Consider the following 19688-nt stretch of genomic DNA (forward strand, 5'->3'; position numbering starts at 1 on the left):
CTCCGGGTTATTTTTGTCACGATTTTCTCTGTACAGGAAAATACACCTCGGTCACAATATCCTCAGGAACAGTGGCTTGATTGGGGTCGGTTACATATACTTCATATGGTGATGCCGCCAATTCGTATCCTTCTTGATCTATCCATTCCATCAGCTTGGCATATACTGATGTCAATTCTGAATAGGAACCCTGTAGCACAGACTTCGCACAAAGACCTCCGGGGAACAATCTAGTTCCTTTTACCGCTTCCTCTATAGGGATGGCAAACTCTGTATCGTTGCCCTCAGGATTGTGTTCGGGACTGTGATAAATAGTCATGGGCGTACCAAGCAAGGTGAGTTTTTCTTTCGCCATCTTTTCGTATAGCCTGCTAAAATACTTTTCATATCCTGGAGCATCGTCATCACTACCAATCATCTGACGCCTATAAAGAATATGGATTGGCTGGGTTTCAACGAGTTGTACTTTGATATGGTCAAGGTGAGACATAATGGGTAAACCCTTCTCTACATGTAAAATCTCATTGCTGATTTGTTTTAGGGTATACTGAAAAGCCCTTAGCTTTTCCTGTATTTCTCTTCTCTTGCGAGTAAGGGTAGAATAAAGCTGCTCTTCCGATTGATCCTCTTCCCATTCCAAAATCGCTTTGATTTCTTCCAGAGAAAAATGATAAGATTTCAAACGGTTGATAAAGAGCATCTTTTTTAGTTGCTTGACGGAATAATACCTATAGCCGTTTTCAGGCTTAATCTGATCAGGATTCATTAATCCAATCTCATCATAATATCGTAGCGTTTTTGTAGAGACTCCACACATCTTTGAGAATTCTCCAATCGATAGCAAGAGGCCACCTCCACTTCTTTTGTTTTATACGGACTCCAAGTAATGACATATCGATGCTTGCTTCCATACTAACTAATACACCTTTCCCTAAGGGCAAAGTCAAATGCAAAAATAATATAGCAGACTCGTGCGTTGACTTTTGCTCATGTATTGTAGAAGATTTAACTGCATAACGGACATAAAATTTAGACATGACGACGGTGAAGGGAGGGGATAGTTTGAATATTCAAGTGAAAACGCATAGTTTGGACTCGTTGTACGAGAGTCCCAACGTTCGGCTATTGGAAGAAAATCGGGCCAGAAACCAGTGTTTGTACGAGCTGCCGCTTCCGTTCGGCTCAGCTACAGTGAACCGTACCTGCTTGCGCGGTGGGCTGGAGATCAGCGCGTTCGAAGGCGTCCTGACTAAGCAGCTGCCGCTCCGCTGCCAGACGATGTATCCTCATCTCGAATTTTCCTACACGCTATCCGGTCGAGGCAGTTGGTCGGGAGAAGGCGCACCGGCCCTCGAATTAGCTCCCGGCGTCTCGACTCTCGTATACATGGCGGATCACCGGGTGGGTGCGGAGCTCGGTCCGGATGAGCATTTGTCCCATCTGGAGGTTCGATTCGATTTGCGTCATTTCGAAGCTATGGTGACGGAGCTGCGGCTCACGGCGTCCGGACAGTTCTTCAGCCGGCAATTGGCCGGTAACCCACAGGTTGCTAAGCTGTTCGAGCAATTACGGGACTGCGCTTACATCGGAGCGTTGCGGCAACTGTATCTCGAAGGCAAATGTTACGAACTGCTTGCCAGTCACCTCGCTCAATTCGAGTTGGCCGGTATGACTGGACGAGCTCGCATCGGACTGTCCGCGGACGATATCCGCTGCCTGCAACGCGCTCGCGAGATCCTTACGCGCAGTTGGAGAACACCTCCCGGCTTGCTGGAACTGGCGCGGTCGGTGGGCATCAACGATTACAAGCTGAAGCGAGGCTTCAAGGAGCTGTTCGGCACGACGGTGTTCGGCTATATCCGGCATTTGAGGATGAACGAGGCGCGCCGTTTGCTGGAGGCGGGCAAAGCCAACGTCAGTCAGGCTGCTGCCTGCGTCGGCTACGTGAATCTGAGCCACTTTGCATCTGCCTACCGCCGGACATTTGGTTACAATCCGAGCGAATGTCAGAGGCGGGGACAGTGGCTGATCGCGACGAATCGATAAATCCGCCGACCGTTTAAGAAGATCCGTCCAGGGGCGGCAGAGCGATGTCCCGTTCTGTACGATGAAGGTATGAAGGCGCAGTGCGGCGCTTCTTTTGCCCTCTTTTAACGAGAATGATAATCATATTTATTCGAGAGGGGTGAGAAGTGGCAGCGTATTCCCGCTTCCAAAGCCGTCTGCAGCCGGGTTACTGGAGGGACAAACAGATGGGAAGAATTCGGTTCGGCATGTTTTTCAGCGTATTCGTTGCGATGGTTGGGTTGATGATTATCGCCCCCGTGATGCCTCCGCTCATACGGGAATTAGGTCTGAGCGAGATGCATTCGGGGATCATCATCTCGCTTGGCTCGGTCTCCATGGCCGTCATGTCGCCGTTATGGGGCAGATGGAGTGACCGGTTCGGCAGAAGACAGATGATTCTCGCGGGCTTCGCCGGGATGTTCGTCAGCTATGCGTTCTTTACCGCTGTCATGTACGCGGGACTTCGCGTCTGTTGAGCGGAGGCCTTCTCCTCGTTTTGCTTGTGGCTGCGAGAACGCTGGTCGGCGCGTTCATTCCCGCCGCGGTGCCTTCTTCCGCTCAGGCGTATATGGCCGACGTGACGGACGAACACGGCCGATCGGCGGGAATGGCTCTGATGGGCGCGGCCAACGGACTCGGGCTCGTGCTCGGACCGGCGATCGCGGGAGCCTTCGCGCTGATCGGTCTGATCTGGCCGCTGTATATCGGAGCGCTGTTGCCTGTCGTCGCGTTCGTGGCGGTGATGCTCGTTGTACCGAAACGCAAGGCTGTAATCCATGAGCGTCCGCCTCGCATCAACCCATTGAAGCGGGGACTCCGCATCTATTTGCTGTCGGGTCTGGCGATCAGTCTTTGCATCGTATCCTTGCAGGTCGTCGGCGGCTTTTATTTTCAGGTCCAGTTGTTGCTCACCACGCAGGAGACTGCTCGCTTCGTTTCCTTCGGATTGATGATTTGCGGATTTTCCATGAGCGCCACGCAGGGGGTGTTGATGAAGCGGTCAAAGCTTGAGCCGCAATCGCAGATTTTGTGGGGAGCGCTGCTACTCGTTCTGAGCTTTCTGATCATGTTATTTGTTGCCAAGTTGTCCATGTATTACGTGGCTTACTTTCTGTTTGGGGTCGGTGCGGGATTGATGATGCCGGGGATCATGACGGGTGCGTCATTTGCCGTCACGTCCGAACAACAAGGCGGCATCGCCGGTCTGGTCGGCATGATTCAAGGGATAGCCGCGGTTGTGCCCCCTTTGCTGAACACCGGTTTGTATCAGATTGACAAGCATCTTCCGTACGGTTTCGCCGTTGCCTTGATGATCGCCTTGTCCTTTGCGCTGATTCGCAGGCGGGCGCTCCCGCAGAAAGCCCGGGAGGCCGCACCCGCTTTTAGCGACAACAATTCATAGATGATGGCAAATATTGTCCAACCGGTGATTGACAGTGTTTTACGGACGAAACATTTGACAAATGGAAATCGGTTGAGAAAAAGAATGCTCACAGCATTTAATCGTTCGCCCCTTTTGAGGTAAGTAACACTGTACACTCCACATGACTTGACTACTATATTTCTATGAAATATTCCTGAAATACGTGTCGGACGTAAATAACCGCCTCTTATGGGCGGCTAGAATTTACTTACCTCGTTCCTTGAGCGATTGCTTTCGTTTCATGAACTGTACCATATGGATGCTCAGGTGGGGCGTAGATAACGTAAACTTTAAGAGGGCGATTACCTGTATTGATTACATTGTGCCATTTTCCAGCAGGTATCATAATTGCGTAGTCGTCGTAAGCCATTACTTGAAAATCAATGCTATCACTGCTATCACCCATTTGAACAAGTGCCTGACCTTCTTCAATCCGTATGAATTGGTCAGTTGTCGGATGGACTTCTAAACCTATGTCTTCACCAACATTAATACTCATCAAGGTCACTTGAAGATATTTCCCTGTCCATAGAGCGGTGCGATAATTGTTGTTTTGCTTGGCTGCTTGGTCGATATTTACTACAAATGGCCTTGTTCCATAATCGTGTAATGGGATGTTTCCATAAGGATTATGGTAGTAGTTGTTCCGGTTGTAATAATGGGGATTCCAATCATAACCCCATTTGTTATTCCAGTAGCATTGCATTGGATTATACCAATGATGGTGATACCATGAATTAGAATACATAATCATGCTCCTCTCAGTGATTTTCTTCTTGACCATTTATCCTATTCAACTGCCCAGTTACAGGTAAGCAAAATGGGCAAAAGTCCACTGGTTTACAACATTGAAAAAAGAGGGGTTCGCCGCCCCTCTTTGCTATTTACGCCAATGCATCCCCGTATTTGTCCTTTCGCACTAACAGCGAACAGCACTCCACATGACTAAAGTGTGCAATTAGAACAACCGAGATGCACTACCAACTATGAGCTACTGACTTCAATGAGTCCCTTTTCCCTCTGAAATTCAAATGTTTCAAAGATAAAGTCAGCAAAGGTTTTTGCTGAATTAACTGCCAATTTTGCATGGTGTTTTGATGGTTTATATGTTATTACATGCGAATCGCTCATTTTATTCCGTATCCCAGATAAGCCAGTTACTATACTATTTAATCCGCTCAAAACTTGCTTTAGGGGCTCAGATATGTCTTTTCTTGATGGTTCAAGGTTTAATAACTTCTGAACCCTTTTGTAAAGCTTGATTAAGTCTCCATCATATTCTGGCGCTTTGGAATCTCGCTTTTTTTCTATCTCAATCAATACGGCTTCAACAAGTGAACGAGCATTGGTTATTGCTCCGTCATAGTCGCCTGTGAGAATTTTGTGATCACATTTCTGTATCTGCTCAACGATAAATAGCTGGTTAATCTCCACCAATTCTTGACTCCTAACCTCTAGTTCCACAATGGAGCCTTTTATTTCTTTTACTTTGTAAAAATCAATGACCTTAACCAGTTCGTACCCATCGAACTTCAAATAATTATTCAGGTGTGTAACAATTGCTTCAAGCATGTCCTCTCTGCCAATGTATTGTCTTGGATCCAGTTGTAATTCTAATAACTGAACGAGGGAAACCGTTCCATTGATTGAACGGATATTCTGTTCTGCATAATACCATCTTGATGGAAATCCCTTTCCATATGTATCGTCAAACCCTAATTCATTAAAAAATCGAACCAATTCTGGGCCTGACCTATAAAAAGAAATGCCGTTGTCGCCAGTAACTATCTGACCTATTGCTTGTATCGTACGCTCCGAGACTTTCAATCATATCATCTCCTTACTTCATTCATTAATGATTGTAGTTGAGCTTTTGTTAACCAAGGTCTTTTCCTGTGAAGCATTCTATGACAATTTGAACATACCAAAGCAATATCTTCTACTTTAGTCACATCTCCATCTTTAAGCTCAGAGATGGGAATTGTGTGATGTCCCTCAATGTAATCTTGTCCGATTTCCCCATAAACTCTATAAAAGTCGAACCCACAGACTTCACAATAGAGACGTCCGCCATGATTGGCTTTGAATCTTTCCTTTGCTATCCTGATGAGCCGCGGGTTTCTTTCTCTGTAAATATGTTGCCGTAGTTTCTTCTTGCCTTCTGCAAAGACCTCATCATCTTCAGTCAAATTAACATTGTTTTCGGATGGTTCAAAGTCCCGCAGCCCCCATTGTCCTTTCCCTTTCCCGCTTACCGAATAAAAGATATCTCTTTTTCCGTTATATACATCACAATCACTAGAATATTGATAAATAGTTCCTCTTACACGATCTTTCCAAAATGGGTTGGAGGCAAAGTCCATTATTCCTCGATCAAATATCCTAGTGTAAATATCTTCTAGTGTTCCTTCTCCCCCTAATTCCCTAAGAGCATCAACTATTTCATCCAACCAAGGTCTTGGTTGCGGCACAAAATATCATCCTCTCCAAAACATGAACTAATACTATGGTAATATAAATTCCTTTATATTGGAAATAGTGTGTATTGGTGCGCTTTTAATACTTAAAAAATGCCTAGAAATCGCACCACGCACCGATTTCTAGGCACAATTGGGAAAGCGAAACTATGACAATTTCAAGAAACTGAGATCAAGTGGGGGTAGCTCTTTATCTGAAAAGAAAGGAGCTATCCCTGCTTTTTTCAAATCATCCATCCTTCTCGTCAATGTTGAAGTTGTATAACTCTTTCTGACAAACTCCTGTCCATATAGATCGTTCATCAAAAGAAACCCCATCAATTGCTCAGCTTTTACTACTCCATAGGCATCTATAAGCTGTTTTGCCTGTTCAAATGTATTGGAGGTTGGCAATGCTTTGTCTACACCTATACGCTGTAAATAGGTTGCTAGTATTTGCTTGGCAACCTTCCCACACAATAGCTCCCCCGCCCATCTGTTCATGCTATATTTCTTGAGTTGGTTGCTGTTCCTGACGTTACACTCAAATCGTAACACCCCTCTGGCAGATTCAATGATCTCTTTAGAGCCTTTTCTTGCTATTAGCTCCCGTTCCTTGTCGTAAAAGCTCATTCTTATACTTTTGTTCATCCATTCCACGGTCTCTCTATCACCGTAAACTCTAGTCGTATACTTTGGGATGTGTATTTGTCCGAATACATCAATGTACTCCCTGACCGCCCCGCCCACTTGGAAATTCCAGCATACGTCCATGCGTGTCACTATCCAATACGCCGAATCATGGCGGGGGAGAAGATAGAAATTGTCCCAAAGATAATTGTTCAGCTTACGGAAGAAAATCGGTATATCACCATCCGTAATCATCGTTATGTTGTTCCCGTATAAAAACTTCGGAATGGAGACCTCAACAACTAAGCGGCGAGTATCAACAGAGTATTTAATGTAGAGCGGCGAGTCTTTCTTTTTATACTCTCGCACTTCTCCAAGCATCCCTATATCTTCTTGATGCTCAAAAGTATAAGTGTGAGTCCATGGCAGGGAATCTATCTTGTTGTAATCGATGTGATAGTCTCCGTACATTCTGACTGTATCAATCATGGCTCATCAGTTGCTGTATTCAAATTTGGTGTAGTTGTTGATGGTGTTACAGTATTCTCTTTCTCCCCGCCGCCAGAGTCGTTTTTCCTCTTCTCTATATTCCAGTAGGATAGGATAGCCGATTCCATCAAATCCTGTATGCTTCCAGTGTCACTAAACACTCTCGTTACTTGACTCATCACTCTTCCTCCTCCATTCCGCACCAAAGTTAGTAAAAAATTTCCTATTGGTAACGCAACGTCCCCGCTCCTAATGGCTTGGCAGTGCTAAATGCTAGACACTGGGGGGGGGTGCTTGTACGGAAAATCAAAAAATATTTTCGTTTTCTCTATACGACTTCCAGATCGGGGAGTTAAGTGCTACAATCCCTTAACAGTTGGTAGTGCGTCTCGTATAGATCGAAGCAGGAGGAGATTTATATGAGATGTGCGGTTTATGCCCGAGTAAGTACAGGTTTGGATAGTCAAAAAGACAGTTTGGAAAATCAGGTATCGTTCTTTGAAAACTTCATAAAGGAAAAAGGATGGGAACTCGTTCAAATTTATGCCGATGAGGGTAAAAGCGGAACAAGTATCGTGAAAAGGGAGCAACTCCAAAAGCTCATGAAGGATGCTGAGCGGGGAGAGTTTGACGTTGTTCTGATTAAATCAATTTCTCGTTGGGCTAGGGATACCGTTGACTCTCTGACCCTTGTCAGGAAGCTAAAGAGTCTTGGAGTAACTGTAATATCGGCAAAAGACGGTTACAATTCGTCTGAGGATGATGGTGAACTGAGGTTAACTATCTTCTCTATGCTGGCACAAAGCCAGAGTGAAGATATTTCAACGAATGTTAGCTTTGGCATTGCCGAGAAGTCACGGAAAGGGGTGTTTCACGGTACCCCGCCTTATGGTTACGACAAGATTAGGGGAAAGCTCGTTCCTAACCCAATACATGCTCCTACTGTGAAGCTGATATTCCGTCTGTATCTCGTGGAAGGATGGGGGATGCAAAAGATTGCCAACTATCTAAACGCTCACAACATCCCCACCCCCCGCTCCGTATTGGGTGCGAAAAATGCAGGAGACAAATGGCATGATACGGCGGTAAAGATCATCTTGAAGAACCCTAATTACACGGGAGACCTTGTTCAAGGGCGGTCGAAGGTAGACTTCAAGGACAAGGTATACAACCAACAGAGAGGGTATAAGAAGCGGATTGAGATTGAGGAAAATAAATGGATAATTGTTCCCAATGCCCATGAAGCTCTTATAACCAAAGAAGAATTTGAAGCCGTCCAAGAGAAGATTAACAAAAAAGCGGAGAAAGTATTTAGAGGTCGTGGAAACAAGTCACTCTTTGCCCGCCTTGCTTTCTGCCCAGATTGCGGTGCGGGGTTAAACTATATGCATGACAGAAAAGGTTATATCTGTGCAACGTACAAGAAGAACGGAAGCAGGAAGTGTACGAAGCATTACATCAAGCATGAGCTGCTAAAAGAGAAAGTACTTACGGATATTCGAGAGCTTGCGTCCAACTCCCTCAATATGAAGTCACTTGTACAGCTTGCACTAAAAAGGGCAGGGAATAAAATGGCTAGCGCAACAGAGGAACTTCAACGAATCCTACGGGAGCTTGAGTCGGTTAGACGGGAGAAGAACGAGTTATTGCGACTCCTCACCCGCCAAGTTATCGACCAGGCGACATATGAAGATCAATTCCAGTTCATTGATAAAGACTACAAGTCATTACTCCAAAGAAAAATGGAACTGGAAGAACTGCTCTCCAAGGAAAAAGACACCGAGACGAGTCTCAGTGCCTTTCAGAGGGAAATACAACAATTTGCCCAGTTGGAGCTTCCTGATGAAGAAACACTCCGACAAGTGCTGCACAAGCTTATAGACAAGGTACTCGTCTATGAAGATGGACGCATTGAAATTCATTACAACTTCAAGAATCCGATGTTGAAGGGGGCTTAACTCGAAGCTCCCTTTAATGTCATCAATATTACACACTCTACATGTGCCGTATGCGGAAACATGTCAATCGGCTGCACGTTGCGCAAATCGTAGGCAGCGAGCAGGCGGCCCACATCTTTGCCTAATGTGGAAGGGTTGCATGAGACATAGACGATCCGCTCTGGACGGACAGCGAGCAAGGTATCGATCAAGGCGGCGTCGAGGCCGGTTCGCGGCGGATCGACGACGACCAGATCAGGTTTGAGTCCCTGTTTCGCCCATTTGGGCATCAACACCTCTGCCTTTCCAGTGTGGAAGCTGATATTCGCGATATTGTTTTGCTCAGCGTTCTTCCGCGCATCCTCCACTGCTTCTGGAATGATTTCGATTCCGCGTACCTCTTTGGCAAAAGGCGCCAGCCAGAGTCCGATCGTGCCGGTGCCGCAGTAGAGATCAAAGACCAACTCGCGCCCGGTTAGCTGGGCAGCTTTCTTCACTTCGTCATAAAGCTTGATGGTTTGTGACGGATTTAACTGAAAAAAGGCCCGGGCAGACAGGTCAAACGAGAGGGTTCCCAGTTTCTCCACAATGGAAGGCTTGCCCCACAGTGTATTTGTCGTGCTGCCAAATACGAGCGATGTCTTTTGAGGATTGACGTTCTGTACGATGCTGACCAGCGAAGGGATCTGATAACGCAGCTCCAGAATCAGTTCTTTGACGCGAGGGATCGCGGGTACGGCGGTGACCAGTGTAAGCTGCGCTTCACCGGTGGCAAAGGCCACTCTGGCTACGATGGTACGAACGACGCCGCTCCTCTTCCGTTCATCATAGGCGGGGATCTGCAGCTTCTCCATGATCTCACGCGCCTTGGCAACGATGCGGTTGGTCTCTTGGTGCTGGATCGGGCAGTCCGAGAGGTTGACCAATTCGTGACTGCCTGGTTTATAGAGGCCGGCGATCAGCTTGCCGCTTTTTTGTCCGACTTGAAACTGCGCTTTGTTGCGGTAATCCCACGGGTGTTCCATCCCAATCGTCTCAGCGACAGGCGGATGCTCTAAACCAGCGTATTTGCGCAGGGACTCCTCGACAAGCGCTTGTTTGCTCACCAACTGTGCCTGGTAATCGAGATGCTGCAGACTGCAGCCGCCGCATTCGTGGTAGAGCGGGCAGGGTGGCTCGATCCGCTCAGGTGACTGCTCCAGCACTTTCAGCAGTCGGGCAGCCGCGTACTTTCTTTCTGACCTTGTCACCTCGGCTCGCACCACTTCCCCCGGGAGGGCTCCGTCGACGAAGACGATCTTTCGCTTGTAGTACCCGATCCCTTCGCCGTTGATTCCAAGGTTTTTTATCGTTAGCGTCAGTTGTTGGCCGACACCGATGTTCACATCATGTTGCTTCCGGGATTGTTTCATACGCTGCACCACCTCAAGGCATGATCCCGTTTATTATACCGCTTCCCGGGAGAATTCTCATCCAATGGCGTGTTGCTCAATCATGCATCATCAGCTCACAGCCACTCCATGCTGAATCGTCGAAGGCAGCAATTGCATATACAGGACAATCTTCCTCCCTCGACCCCTTTTTGTTATAATGGGGCAGAGAAATATGAGGGAGTTGTGACAGAGGATGCAGGCATTGTTTGACAAGATGAAGGAATATCTGAACATGGATACGGAGATTACTTTTGAAGAGTTCGACAGTTACTATAAAGACGTGGTCGCCTTCCTGAATGACAACTGGGCGAACCTCAATGAGGATGAGACACTGCACATGTTGTTCATCCTGGATAACATCAAGTCGAACAGTGAAGATCGCGGGAAACGCCGTACCAAGGAAACCAAGAAGTACAAAAAGATGGAAGAGCGCTCATCGATTTGGGCTTCTGCGCTGATCAGACGGCTGCGTGAGCTCGGCTTGTCCGATGAGGAAATCAGCAAGCGTTACGAAGAAATTTACGAAGCCGTCTAAAAGACCAGACAGTCGGCCGCTCAGGCCGTTGCTGCTGTTGGCACGTGCAAAAAAGCTGTTGTCCGAAAGCGAGGACGACAGCTTTTTTGTTTTTACCAGCCGATTCAGCGGAAGGGAAGGGTGAGCAGGTACCCTGTGTAGAAAAACAATTCCCGCAGGAAAAAGGGGAGTTGGGTGCGCAAGCTTTTGTATGCAGAGGTTGGCGTGGGGGAAGCGTACACCTCCATCCCTACCTGCTCAGCTATCGTGATGGAACGCTTCATATGCAAAGGATCGCTGACGATCGTAAAAGTGTGCAGCCCGTTTTCGGTGGCTATCGCATAGGCGTACTGCAAGTTTTCTTCTGTAGTTCTTGATTTTGTCTCGATGAGGATATCTGCAGGCGAAACCTGATGGCTGATCGCATACGTGCGAGCTGCTTCTGATTCGGCAGGTTGCGACGGGTCAGCTCTGCTGCCGGTAAAGATGAGGTGATGCACGTAGCCGTTGCGATAGAGCCAGATCGCGTGATTGATTCGTTCCTTGAAAACAGGTGAGGGCTGATCCCCCCAAACGGCTGCACCCAGTACAATAGCTGCGTCCGTTTTAACCAGCTGGTTCTTGGTACGAAATGACAAGATATCGACCGCTGCATAACCAACAAAGGCGGCGATCAGGACAAGTATGACAAAGCCGGTCTTATAGTAGCGTGATTTTTTCATCTCATGCATGATGCCCAACCCTTTGCTCTTGTTCTGGCCAAAAGGGGAACTGGCGTTACCCTCCTCATACCATTCTGCGAAGCTGGGCAAATCCCTTGTTTTCGATGAGTGAAGCTGTTTGTTTTATAACAGAATAAATAGATGGTGGAAAGTTATGATACAGAGAATGAAGAAGCAAGAAGAAGAGAACGATAGCATCAAGCAGAAAACGGATCAGGATGTCGTATAACAAGTTTTGTTCCTTTTATTCTGTTGTATTACAATCAACAGCAACAAGCGTTGTAGGGGGGCGAGCGAGATGATGGCAGTAAGTGAGTTTTTTGCGACGTTGCAGAAGAAATGTTGTTCCGTTTGCGGCAATGTGATCGTGGAACAGGCAGAATCATATGCGACAGAATGTTTTCACTGCAGTGAACAGGCACCAGAAGACAAACTTAGCCGGGGAAGATGATCTCTCCAACCACAGATGGATCACGAGCACAAGTGAGATGGCACCAGATGACGGCATCACCATTCACACTCCGCAGGAGTATGGGCGGTGATTTTTTTTGCGCGCTTTCTTGCTTGCAAAAACAGTGAAAAGTGGGCATGCTAGGGGGTAGAATGCAATGATGCGAGAGGGGCAGCCCATGTTTGATCCAATCATCTTTGACAATATAAAAGTAGTCTTGGAAGGAGCGGTCTATGACCGTGACTTGGCTGGACAAATCGCGGTGACGGCTCGTGCCGATCTGGTCGATCTGGCTGCGTATGGTCGTGAGTACAGGATCACGTTTTGTCTGGCCGAGGATAAGGAAAAGAAGGACGCTGTATCTGCTCAGATTGCGTTGAGAACCACACTGCTCGATATTGCCTCCGAGCAGTTGGAAATGCCGGTCGCCGAACAGATCGGTTGTACGATCTGTGTTCATTTTATGTTGCACGTAGCCGACTGGAACCGGGAGACGCGGTGGATCACCTCTGTCCTGGACGGCATCTGGGGGGATCGACCACATATCACCCAGTATATCGGTACACGGCTGGATGAGCACAGGTCGTCGCTGTGGCCCCCGGAACGCTACGAGAACAAGGTGACGCTTGATTTTCATCGCAAGATTGGCGAAGGGAACATTGAAGACTTGTATGAACTGGTAGAACACTGTGTCGCTTCGGTTGCCCGCCTGCGCGACGGGATGGGCGGCAGTTGAGACAGCTGTTTGCTTACCTGGTTTGTTCGGTCAGGATCAGCGGCCCGCCTTTTGTGATCGCGATTGTATGTTCATACTGTGCAGAGAGTGTGCCGTCGGCTGTCCGGGCCGTCCAACCATTGTCATCCATTTTGCACTGCCAGGCACCGACATTTACCATTGGCTCGATGGTAAACACCATCCCTTCTTTGAGACGCAATCCCTTGCCCGGTTTGCCATAGTGAAAAACGTCCGGGTCTTCGTGGATCGTGGGGCCAATACCATGTCCTGTGAAATCCCTGACAACAGAGAAGCCTTCTGCCTCTACATATTGTTGAATCGCATGCCCGATGTCGCCGAGACGATTGCCGGCCACGGCTTGTTCAATGCCCTTGTAAAGAGCTGTTTTTGTAACCGTGAGCAAATGAGCGGCCTGATCGGAGAGGGTGCCGACCGCGTAGGTCCAGGCAGAATCCACTAGCGCTCCGTGCAGATTGACGACCATGTCGATGGTCACGATATCCCCGTTCTCCAGCCGTTTGCGTCTCGGGAAGCCGTGGCACACCTCATCATTGACAGAGGCACATGTGGCATATTGGTACCCCCGATACCCTTTTTGTTCTGGTTTAGCACCGTGCTTGGCCAAAAACCTGTCTACAAACGCATCAATCTCCCACGTCGTAATCCCCGGCCGTATCATTTGGGCGATTGTCTGATGGCATTGTGCCAATAGTTTCCCCGCCTCATGCATTTGTTCTATCTCTCTTTTACTTTTCAAAGTAATCACCGCAAGCTACTCCTTTTTCTTCTGATTTTGTCCGCAACCCTTTGTGCAGCAGACAGACGAGATCATCCATCCAACGGGAATCGCTTGGCGCTTCCAACATGCTGTTTTTCAACAGATAGCAGCTAGCGGTGCCGACGAGCGAACCGAAGAAGATGCGGGCGCTCCTCTCCGCATCAGCAGAAGCCAATCGACCGGTTCTGATCCCTGTTTCGATCGTCCTTACTACGGGAGAGTAGAGATGGTGATGAACATTGTGCAGTAGTTGTTCCCGGTTCCTAAGCGGCAGGGGCTCAACGGGCTGGAAGAAGTGTTGATACAGAACAAAGATAAAAGGCTTTTCCAGCCATGCAGTGAGCAGACGTTTGGCGTACCGCTCCAAGCAGATCAGCGGATCTTCTGCTGGTGGAAACGCAGTCTGCGTAATGCTGCACGCTTCTGTATACGCGTCATCGAGCAGCTCTTCCAACAAGGTGAGCTTGTTGTTGTAGTAATGGTAGATGGTACCTCGTCCCAAGCCGGCTTTTTTGGCCACATCGCCCATCTCCATCCGCATGCCTTTTTCCAAATAGACTTCTGCGGCAGTATGACGTATCTGATAGATCCGCCGCTTTCGGATTTCCTCATTTTGCTCTTTGGTCCGGGGGGTCATAGGGGTCACCTCATTTTTTGACATTCTGACATGTTGATAAAAAACTTCATTTTATTATAATCCGGATATCTCCATCTATCAAGTGTGCCCAGAATAACCGTTTATTGAACGGCTACAGAAAAAAAGGCACCCTGCCTGTCCCATTTGCGGGAGAGTAGCAGCGATGCCCAATCGGGAATGTAAAAACAGCTTGTTGGTACCAACGATACCAAATGTTTATAAAAAAATGGTGAAGTGGTGATAAAACTGTGTAAACTTTGTTTCTCTATTGATGATAAGGAATGGTGAACCAGAAGCAGCTGCCTTCGCCGAGATGGCTAATCACATTAATCTCGCCGCCATGACTCTCCACAATCCGCTGGCAGATGGAAAGGCCTAAGCCCGTACCGCCGTTGTTGCGGTTTCGCGACTTGTCGGCTCGGTAAAACTTGGTGAATACTTTCGGCAGATCTTCTTCTGCAATCCCTTCCCCTTTGTCAATCACGGAAAACAACACGTGATGCTCTCGCTGGTCAACAGTTAGCAGAATAGATCCGTCCGGCTTGTTGTAGTAGATCGCGTTGTCCAACAGGTTGGCCAATACCCGTCGCAGTTTGGTTTCGTCTGCCTCGATGTGCAGCTCTTGTGATACCCGCAACCGGGTAGTGAGGGAGAGGCCTGCTTCTTTGGTCCTTTCTGTATATTCTTCAACAATACTGCTGATAAACGAGCGGATGTGAATCCTGCTGATCACCAGCGGTACGTGGTCGCTTACTTTGCTGAATTCCTGCAGCTCGTCCAGCAGCCGCTCCAGATCGATCGCCTTCTGCTCGATTTTGCCTGTCTGCTTCTGGATTCGCTCCAGATCGGTGAAGCGGCCCAGGCTGAGATAGGAGGCGTACCCCCTGATCGTCGTCAGCGGCGTGCGGAAATCGTGAGCGATCGCGGAGATCAATTCATGCTGTCGTTCTTCCGAGATGCGAAGCTGTTCTACCATGTCGGAAAAATAGCGGAAGAGCTGTCCGAATTCATCATTGGCCTGATAGGAAAACGTGATGTTTCGTTTTCCGTCTCTGATCTGCTGAATCACGGCAGACAGTTCGTTGATCGGCTGCAGGATCCAGCGGACCAGGAAAATAACCAGTACGAGGCCGATCAAAAAGATACTGCCGTAAATGTAGAGGATGATCATCGATACCCCTTTGCTGGCCAGGATGTCGGTTTCATTGGTAAAAAATTGAACGACGGTTCCTCCCATCCGAGGGGGCTCATGCTGAAAATGGTATTCCGCCACCACTTGTTTCTCCGATTTTTGCAGGTTGTAGGCGCGGGACTCTTTGGAGTAGATGATCTGCCCATTTCCATCCTGTACGGTTACTTTGTACATCAGGTCTTCCGGCAGGCGTTCGCTTAGCAAGCGAGCCTCAGTCGGATCTTTAAACGAACTGGATCGCATCAATTGACCGATGCGTACCAGTTTCGCCGCCTCCCGCTCTTGCAAGAATTCCTCGTGTCGATCGTTTTTGATCTGCTCGACGATGATATTCTTAAAGACAAGCTGGTAGGCGATCAGATGGATAATGATCACCGCAAGAAAGGAGAGCACAAGTTTCTTTCCGATTTGCATCTATACTTTCTCTCCGATAAAGACGTAACCGGTTCCCCACTGCGTCTTGATAAACGTATGGTTTTTCTCCAGCTTTTCACGCAGATTCTTGATGTGGACCGTCACGGTGTTGAGCGAACCGTATCCATATCCCCAGACTCGATCGTAGATCTGTTCGCGGGTGAAGACGATACCGGGATGTTCGGCGAGGAAGGTGAGCAGCTGGAATTCTTTTGTCGACAGCTCTACTTTTTCGCCGTCAACATAGACCGTATATGTCTCTTTATGAATCTCCAGCCCCTTGAACTTTTGCACCGTGATGGCGCTGGTCCCCTCCTGCTCCTTATCGGCTGCCTGCGAGTTGTGGCGCAGGCGCTCGTACCGGCGCAGGTGGGCGCGGATGCGGGCGAGCAGTTCCTCAGCGTCAAACGGTTTAGTGATGTAGTCATCCGCTCCGATCTCCAGACCGACCACTTTGTCCACCGCTTTTCCTTTTGCGCTGAGAAAGAGGATCGGCATCTCCCACTCGCGGCGAATCTGAGCGCACAATTCATAACCGCTCATGTTGGGCATCATGATGTCGAGCAGGATGAGGTCCGGTTGGAGCCCCTCACGCAGGAGGGCAAGGGCCTGGGTACCGCTCTCCGCGGAAGAAATCTGGAATCCTTCGCTTTCCAGTATATCTTGCAAGAGATCGATAATCTCCTGATTGTCATCGACGACAAGCACGCGCTCCTTCAACGGTATTCCCTCCCAAATAGGATTCTCTCTCGTTCCCATCTTACCATGAAAATAGCTTCTCAGGTTGTGGAAGTAGGAGGAGTGTTTGGTACTTCCTCTTGAGATCAGGTCCTAATCAGAACCAAAAAAAGCCTGAGGCTACTGCCTCGGCTTCTCGTAGTCATTCCTATTGCGGGATGTCTTAAACATGACGATCCCTTACGATTACGATTGTGCTGCCGCTTGCTCGGGTTGCTTTTCGAGAGCGGCTGCTTCTGCCTCTGTTGTCTGTTGAGCGGCATCCGGCTGCTTTCCTTGCTCTGCTGCATCCTGCTGTGCCTGAGCCAAAGCCTCTTGCTTTGCGGTCTCTTCCGCTTCTTTTTGCGCTTCTGCTGCTGCCGCTTGCTTGGCCGCTTCTACAGCGGGAATCGGGATGCGCTTCGCCCCTACGTAGCGACTGGCCCAATAATAGGGGTCGCTGAGGCTGGTCTTCACTACGCCTTGACCGGACGCGGAGTGGGCAAAGGTGTTGTTGCCGATGTAGATCCCCACATGTGACACACCGCGACCGTTGGTGTTAAAAAACACCAGGTCTCCAGGCTGCAGATCTTGTTTGGCCACTGCTTGTCCCACCAAGTACTGGGAGGCCGACGTGCGTGGAATCTCCGCACCCAGTGCATTGAAGACGAAGCTGGTAAAACCGGAGCAGTCAAAGCCGTTAGTCGTGCTTCCTGCTGTCTTGTACGGGACACCATACAACTTGTTGATGGTCGTCATGAGCGGGTCCTCTGCCGCCGATACGGAACAACCGAGAGCGAGGATGCCTGCAAGGACGAGTGAACAAACAAACGTGCGCACTAGGCTGCTCCTTTCGTGAGCCTCCGAGGTTAGCTGCAGGGTTCGGTAGAAAGGCTTCCCTAGGCTAGTCGTGTCGAACAGCCATTCACCCCAAACAAATGGTTCCCCCGGTCCCGATGACGGGATTCGGCTTTTTTTGCTATTTATCATGCTAGTTGTAGAGAATTCGCGCATGATCGCAATTTTCCTGTTTGCACCAATCACGTTCACAAAAATGTCACAATTTTTGTTCGGATTTTCTGAAACGTCGCGGGGGTATGTACGTCGTGTTCTGGTTGACGCATCCCGCTCCGGTCTTGGAACGACAGCGAATCCGTCCCCAGACGGAGAAGAAAACCATTCGGCCGCCCGTTATGGCGAAGCATTGCCATTGTCTACAATAAAGCTGTAACCACAACACCACATCACACAAGCAAATGGAGGGATGCCAGATGGGTGAGCGGTCAGGGAAGATCCTGCTCGGACTGGTTCTGCTCATTGTCGGGGCGCTCCTTCTCCTGGATCTGATCGGGATCGACATAGGCGACATCTTAGGAATTTTGATCCCGGCCGCGATCATGGTCTACGGCGCGAAGCGAGTGATCTCTGCGCATTCAGGCAATCGGTTCTGGGGCATCTTTGTCTTCCTGTTCGGCTTACTGATGCTGATCGGAAAACTGGAGTTGTTATTCAGCAGTCTGGTAGCGGTAGCGATCATCTACTTTGGCCTTCGCCTGCTGCGACGCCGTTCGACATCAGACAGCGAGATGCCCGGTTTTGCCGAACGACAGTGGGCAAAGTCGATACTGAAGGAAGACGCGCTGGATCGCTGGGAGCGGGAGAGAGAGCGGAAGTTGTAGGACAAGAAACATTTTTCACTTCACATCCAACAATGATAAAATGAGGAGGAATATCACAATGGGTATCTTTAAACGACTGCGTGACGTAACGGTGGCATCGGTAAATGACGTAATCGATTCGATGGAAGATCCGGTGACCATGCTCAATCAGTACATGCGTGACATGGAAGCGGAGATTGGCCGGGTAGAAGTGGCCGTTGCCCGTCAGGTAGCGGTTGAGAAGAAGTTCCGCCAGCAATATAAGGAAGCCCTGGCTATGGCCGAAAAACGGGATCGTCAGGCAACCCTCGCGATTAGCGAAGGGGAAGACGACCTGGCTCGTCGCGCACTGCTGGAGAAAAAACAGTACAGCGCCCGTGCTGATGAGTACCAGAAGCTGTACGAGACGGCTAGCACCGCAGCGCAACAGATGCGGGAGAAGCTAGCCGAATTAAAGGACGAGTTTTACAAAATGCGCGCCAAAAAGTACGAACTCACCTCACGTGCTCAGGTAGCTCGTACACAGAAGCAGCTCAATCAAGTGATCACCGGCCTGGGCAATGAATCGGCCAGCCGTGGATTCTCCCGCATGGAAGAAAAAGTGCTTCGTATGGAAGCGGAGGCGGAGATGAGCGGAGAGCGCTTGAAAACCTCGTATGGTCTCGATCGGGCGTTTGAGCCGCTGATCGATGATGAGATCGAAGCTGAACTAAAAGAACGCAAGGAAAAGCTAAACGGAAAAGCAGCAGAAAGCGAACAGCAAGCATAAGGATAGACATCCATATACGGTAAAATGGATCCATCTCGCAAGCAGCCAGGCAGTCCGACCACCGGACTGCCTTTCCCCCTAGGAGGTATCATTCGTGTCAGATTTTATGGTGTTTTTGAAACGCTTCGTCTCCCATCCAGGACGGGTGGGCAGCGTGATCCCCAGTTCCCGTTTTTTGTGTCGACAGATGACCAGACAGATTCCCTGGTCAAAGGCCAACGTGATGATTGAGTTGGGGCCGGGAACGGGGGTATTCACGCAAGCCATCCTTACGCGAAAGCGAGAGGATACACAGTTTTTTGTCGTAGAGCGTGATCCGGAGTTTCGGGAGATTCTCCGCGAACGCTTTCCCGGACTGATCATCTGCGACGAAGCGACGCAGCTAACCAGCTATCTGACCCAGATGAATCTGCCCAAAGCCGACGTGATTATCTCCGGTCTGCCATTTGCCGTTTTCCCGCCAACACTGCGGAACAGCATATTGGAAAATGTGACGGAGTCGCTCGTACCCGGCGGGATGTTTGTCACCTTTCAGTACTCGCTGCAGATGAAAGCGGAGCTGCAGCAGCGTTTTGATCAGGTGGACATCAGCTTTACGCCGCTAAATGTGCCTCCTGCCTTTGTCTATACCTGCTTTAAGGGAAAGTAGCATTCTGATGTGGCAC

The 19688-nt window shown here is 48.9% G+C and carries 22 protein-coding genes, 1 pseudogene and 1 riboswitch; of the genes and pseudogenes, 10 read left to right on the forward strand and 13 right to left on the reverse strand.

Going from position 1 to position 19688, the window contains the following annotated elements:
- Positions 1 to 16: 16 nt before the first annotated feature.
- On the reverse strand, positions 17 to 844 hold the full coding sequence (locus LOK74_RS01405; RefSeq protein ID WP_230044841.1) for a MerR family transcriptional regulator: 828 nt from the start codon (positions 842 to 844) through the stop codon (positions 17 to 19).
- A gap of 218 nt (positions 845 to 1062) precedes the next feature.
- Between LOK74_RS01405 and LOK74_RS01410 the strand changes: the two genes are divergently transcribed.
- The 3 genes from LOK74_RS01410 (at position 1063) to LOK74_RS01415 (ending at position 3469) form a co-directional block, all read left to right on the forward strand.
- Positions 1063 to 2046 carry a helix-turn-helix transcriptional regulator gene (locus LOK74_RS01410; RefSeq protein WP_230044843.1) on the forward strand — a complete coding sequence of 328 codons (984 nt, stop codon included), beginning with the start codon at positions 1063 to 1065 and terminating at the stop codon, positions 2044 to 2046.
- A 206-nt stretch (positions 2047 to 2252) separates the two neighbouring features.
- Positions 2253 to 2543: an MFS transporter gene (locus tag LOK74_RS24145; protein ID WP_338148636.1), complete on the forward strand. Its 291-nt coding sequence runs from the start codon at positions 2253 to 2255 to the stop codon at positions 2541 to 2543.
- 68 nt (positions 2544 to 2611) lie between these two features.
- Positions 2612 to 3469 carry an MFS transporter gene (locus tag LOK74_RS01415; protein ID WP_338148637.1) on the forward strand — a complete coding sequence of 286 codons (858 nt, stop codon included), beginning with the start codon at positions 2612 to 2614 and terminating at the stop codon, positions 3467 to 3469.
- Between the two features lie 229 nt (positions 3470 to 3698).
- Here the strand turns inward: LOK74_RS01415 and LOK74_RS01420 are convergent, their stop codons facing one another.
- From LOK74_RS01420 to LOK74_RS01440, 5 genes are all read right to left on the reverse strand, one after another.
- Positions 3699 to 4238, reverse strand: coding sequence for a cupin domain-containing protein (locus LOK74_RS01420; RefSeq protein ID WP_230044845.1), 540 nt, complete (start codon positions 4236 to 4238; stop codon positions 3699 to 3701).
- 236 nt (positions 4239 to 4474) lie between these two features.
- Positions 4475 to 5317 carry an abortive infection family protein gene (locus tag LOK74_RS01425; RefSeq protein ID WP_230044846.1) on the reverse strand — a complete coding sequence of 281 codons (843 nt, stop codon included), beginning with the start codon at positions 5315 to 5317 and terminating at the stop codon, positions 4475 to 4477.
- 5 nt (positions 5318 to 5322) lie between these two features.
- Positions 5323 to 5961 (reverse strand): HNH endonuclease, encoded by a 639-nt coding sequence (locus LOK74_RS01430; protein ID WP_230044847.1) that lies wholly within the window; start codon positions 5959 to 5961, stop codon positions 5323 to 5325.
- Positions 5962 to 6114: 153 nt separating this feature from the next.
- The gene (locus tag LOK74_RS01435) at positions 6115 to 7065 is read right to left on the reverse strand and encodes a hypothetical protein (RefSeq protein ID WP_230044850.1); all 951 of its coding nucleotides are present in this window, start codon (positions 7063 to 7065) and stop codon (positions 6115 to 6117) included.
- Positions 7062 to 7244, reverse strand: coding sequence for a hypothetical protein (locus tag LOK74_RS01440; protein WP_230044852.1), 183 nt, complete (start codon positions 7242 to 7244; stop codon positions 7062 to 7064). Before LOK74_RS01440 ends, LOK74_RS01435 begins: the two co-directional genes overlap by 4 nt.
- A gap of 240 nt (positions 7245 to 7484) precedes the next feature.
- On the opposite strand from LOK74_RS01440, the gene LOK74_RS01445 reads away from it, so the two are divergent.
- Positions 7485 to 9023 (forward strand): recombinase family protein, encoded by a 1539-nt coding sequence (locus LOK74_RS01445; protein ID WP_230044860.1) that lies wholly within the window; start codon positions 7485 to 7487, stop codon positions 9021 to 9023.
- Here LOK74_RS01445 and rlmD read toward each other — a convergent pair.
- Entirely contained in the window at positions 9020 to 10414 is a 1395-nt protein-coding gene (gene rlmD / locus LOK74_RS01450; protein WP_230044862.1) for a 23S rRNA (uracil(1939)-C(5))-methyltransferase RlmD, read from the reverse strand. The two genes, LOK74_RS01445 and rlmD, sit on opposite strands and share 4 nt — an antisense overlap.
- A gap of 214 nt (positions 10415 to 10628) precedes the next feature.
- Here rlmD and LOK74_RS01455 point away from each other — a divergent pair, with 214 nt between their 5' ends.
- Positions 10629 to 10970, forward strand: a complete 342-nt coding sequence (locus tag LOK74_RS01455; RefSeq protein ID WP_230044864.1) for a hypothetical protein — start codon at positions 10629 to 10631, stop codon at positions 10968 to 10970.
- Between the two features lie 104 nt (positions 10971 to 11074).
- Here LOK74_RS01455 and LOK74_RS01460 read toward each other — a convergent pair whose 3' ends face one another.
- Positions 11075 to 11680 carry a YdcF family protein gene (locus LOK74_RS01460; protein ID WP_230044866.1) on the reverse strand — a complete coding sequence of 202 codons (606 nt, stop codon included), beginning with the start codon at positions 11678 to 11680 and terminating at the stop codon, positions 11075 to 11077.
- Positions 11681 to 11969: 289 nt separating this feature from the next.
- On the opposite strand from LOK74_RS01460, the gene yhfH reads away from it, so the two are divergent.
- Together yhfH and LOK74_RS01470 are read left to right on the forward strand one after the other, a co-directional pair.
- A complete protein-coding gene (yhfH, locus tag LOK74_RS01465) occupies positions 11970 to 12122 on the forward strand; it encodes a protein YhfH (protein ID WP_230044867.1) in 153 nt (50 codons plus the stop codon).
- A gap of 157 nt (positions 12123 to 12279) precedes the next feature.
- A complete protein-coding gene (locus tag LOK74_RS01470) occupies positions 12280 to 12858 on the forward strand; it encodes a hypothetical protein (RefSeq protein ID WP_338148638.1) in 579 nt (192 codons plus the stop codon).
- Between the two features lie 13 nt (positions 12859 to 12871).
- On the opposite strand, the gene map is transcribed toward LOK74_RS01470, so the two are convergent.
- The 5 genes and pseudogenes from map to LOK74_RS01495 form a co-directional block, all read right to left on the reverse strand.
- Positions 12872 to 13588 (reverse strand): type I methionyl aminopeptidase, encoded by a 717-nt coding sequence (gene map / locus LOK74_RS01475; protein WP_420908769.1) that lies wholly within the window; start codon positions 13586 to 13588, stop codon positions 12872 to 12874.
- A gap of 16 nt (positions 13589 to 13604) precedes the next feature.
- Entirely contained in the window at positions 13605 to 14273 is a 669-nt protein-coding gene (locus LOK74_RS01480; protein WP_230044870.1) for a TetR/AcrR family transcriptional regulator, read from the reverse strand.
- A 265-nt stretch (positions 14274 to 14538) separates the two neighbouring features.
- Entirely contained in the window at positions 14539 to 15879 is a 1341-nt protein-coding gene (locus LOK74_RS01485; RefSeq protein WP_230044871.1) for a sensor histidine kinase, read from the reverse strand.
- Positions 15880 to 16599, reverse strand: a complete 720-nt coding sequence (locus LOK74_RS01490; RefSeq protein WP_230044873.1) for a response regulator transcription factor — start codon at positions 16597 to 16599, stop codon at positions 15880 to 15882.
- 411 nt (positions 16600 to 17010) lie between these two features.
- Positions 17011 to 17436: pseudogene (locus tag LOK74_RS01495) on the reverse strand (C40 family peptidase); the annotation flags it as partial.
- Positions 17437 to 17439: 3 nt separating this feature from the next.
- Positions 17440 to 17578: riboswitch (cyclic di-AMP (ydaO/yuaA leader) on the reverse strand.
- 289 nt (positions 17579 to 17867) lie between these two features.
- On the opposite strand from LOK74_RS01495, the gene LOK74_RS01500 reads away from it, so the two are divergent.
- The 3 genes from LOK74_RS01500 to LOK74_RS01510 all read left to right on the forward strand — a co-directional run bounded on the left by LOK74_RS01500 (position 17868) and on the right by LOK74_RS01510 (position 19672).
- Positions 17868 to 18275, forward strand: coding sequence for a LiaF transmembrane domain-containing protein (locus LOK74_RS01500; protein ID WP_230044875.1), 408 nt, complete (start codon positions 17868 to 17870; stop codon positions 18273 to 18275).
- Positions 18276 to 18333: 58 nt separating this feature from the next.
- Entirely contained in the window at positions 18334 to 19023 is a 690-nt protein-coding gene (locus LOK74_RS01505) for a PspA/IM30 family protein (RefSeq protein WP_230044876.1), read from the forward strand.
- Between the two features lie 94 nt (positions 19024 to 19117).
- Positions 19118 to 19672 (forward strand): class I SAM-dependent methyltransferase, encoded by a 555-nt coding sequence (locus LOK74_RS01510; RefSeq protein WP_230044877.1) that lies wholly within the window; start codon positions 19118 to 19120, stop codon positions 19670 to 19672.
- Positions 19673 to 19688: the final 16 nt, after the last annotated feature.

Source organism: Brevibacillus humidisoli (assembly GCF_020923435.1).
Taxonomy (GTDB): Bacteria; Bacillota; Bacilli; order Brevibacillales; family Brevibacillaceae; genus Brevibacillus_E; species Brevibacillus_E humidisoli.

Bases quoted from the DNA above. Each gene is read 5' to 3' on its own strand.
- LOK74_RS24145 (WP_338148636.1), top strand. From the start codon at position 2,253: ATGGGAAGAATTCGGTTCGGCATGTTTTTCAGCGTATTCGTTGCGATG.
- LOK74_RS01420 (WP_230044845.1), bottom strand. From the start codon at position 4,238: ATGTATTCTAATTCATGGTATCACCATCATTGGTATAATCCAATGCAA.
- LOK74_RS01435 (WP_230044850.1), bottom strand. From the start codon at position 7,065: ATGATTGATACAGTCAGAATGTACGGAGACTATCACATCGATTACAAC.
- LOK74_RS01440 (WP_230044852.1), bottom strand. From the start codon at position 7,244: ATGAGTCAAGTAACGAGAGTGTTTAGTGACACTGGAAGCATACAGGAT.
- LOK74_RS01445 (WP_230044860.1), top strand. From the start codon at position 7,485: ATGAGATGTGCGGTTTATGCCCGAGTAAGTACAGGTTTGGATAGTCAA.
- rlmD (WP_230044862.1), bottom strand. From the start codon at position 10,414: ATGAAACAATCCCGGAAGCAACATGATGTGAACATCGGTGTCGGCCAA.
- LOK74_RS01455 (WP_230044864.1), top strand. From the start codon at position 10,629: ATGCAGGCATTGTTTGACAAGATGAAGGAATATCTGAACATGGATACG.
- LOK74_RS01460 (WP_230044866.1), bottom strand. From the start codon at position 11,680: ATGCATGAGATGAAAAAATCACGCTACTATAAGACCGGCTTTGTCATA.
- yhfH (WP_230044867.1), top strand. From the start codon at position 11,970: ATGATGGCAGTAAGTGAGTTTTTTGCGACGTTGCAGAAGAAATGTTGT.
- LOK74_RS01470 (WP_338148638.1), top strand. From the start codon at position 12,280: ATGATGCGAGAGGGGCAGCCCATGTTTGATCCAATCATCTTTGACAAT.
- map (WP_420908769.1), bottom strand. From the start codon at position 13,588: ATGCATGAGGCGGGGAAACTATTGGCACAATGCCATCAGACAATCGCC.
- LOK74_RS01480 (WP_230044870.1), bottom strand. From the start codon at position 14,273: ATGACCCCCCGGACCAAAGAGCAAAATGAGGAAATCCGAAAGCGGCGG.
- LOK74_RS01485 (WP_230044871.1), bottom strand. From the start codon at position 15,879: ATGCAAATCGGAAAGAAACTTGTGCTCTCCTTTCTTGCGGTGATCATT.
- LOK74_RS01500 (WP_230044875.1), top strand. From the start codon at position 17,868: ATGGGTGAGCGGTCAGGGAAGATCCTGCTCGGACTGGTTCTGCTCATT.
- LOK74_RS01505 (WP_230044876.1), top strand. From the start codon at position 18,334: ATGGGTATCTTTAAACGACTGCGTGACGTAACGGTGGCATCGGTAAAT.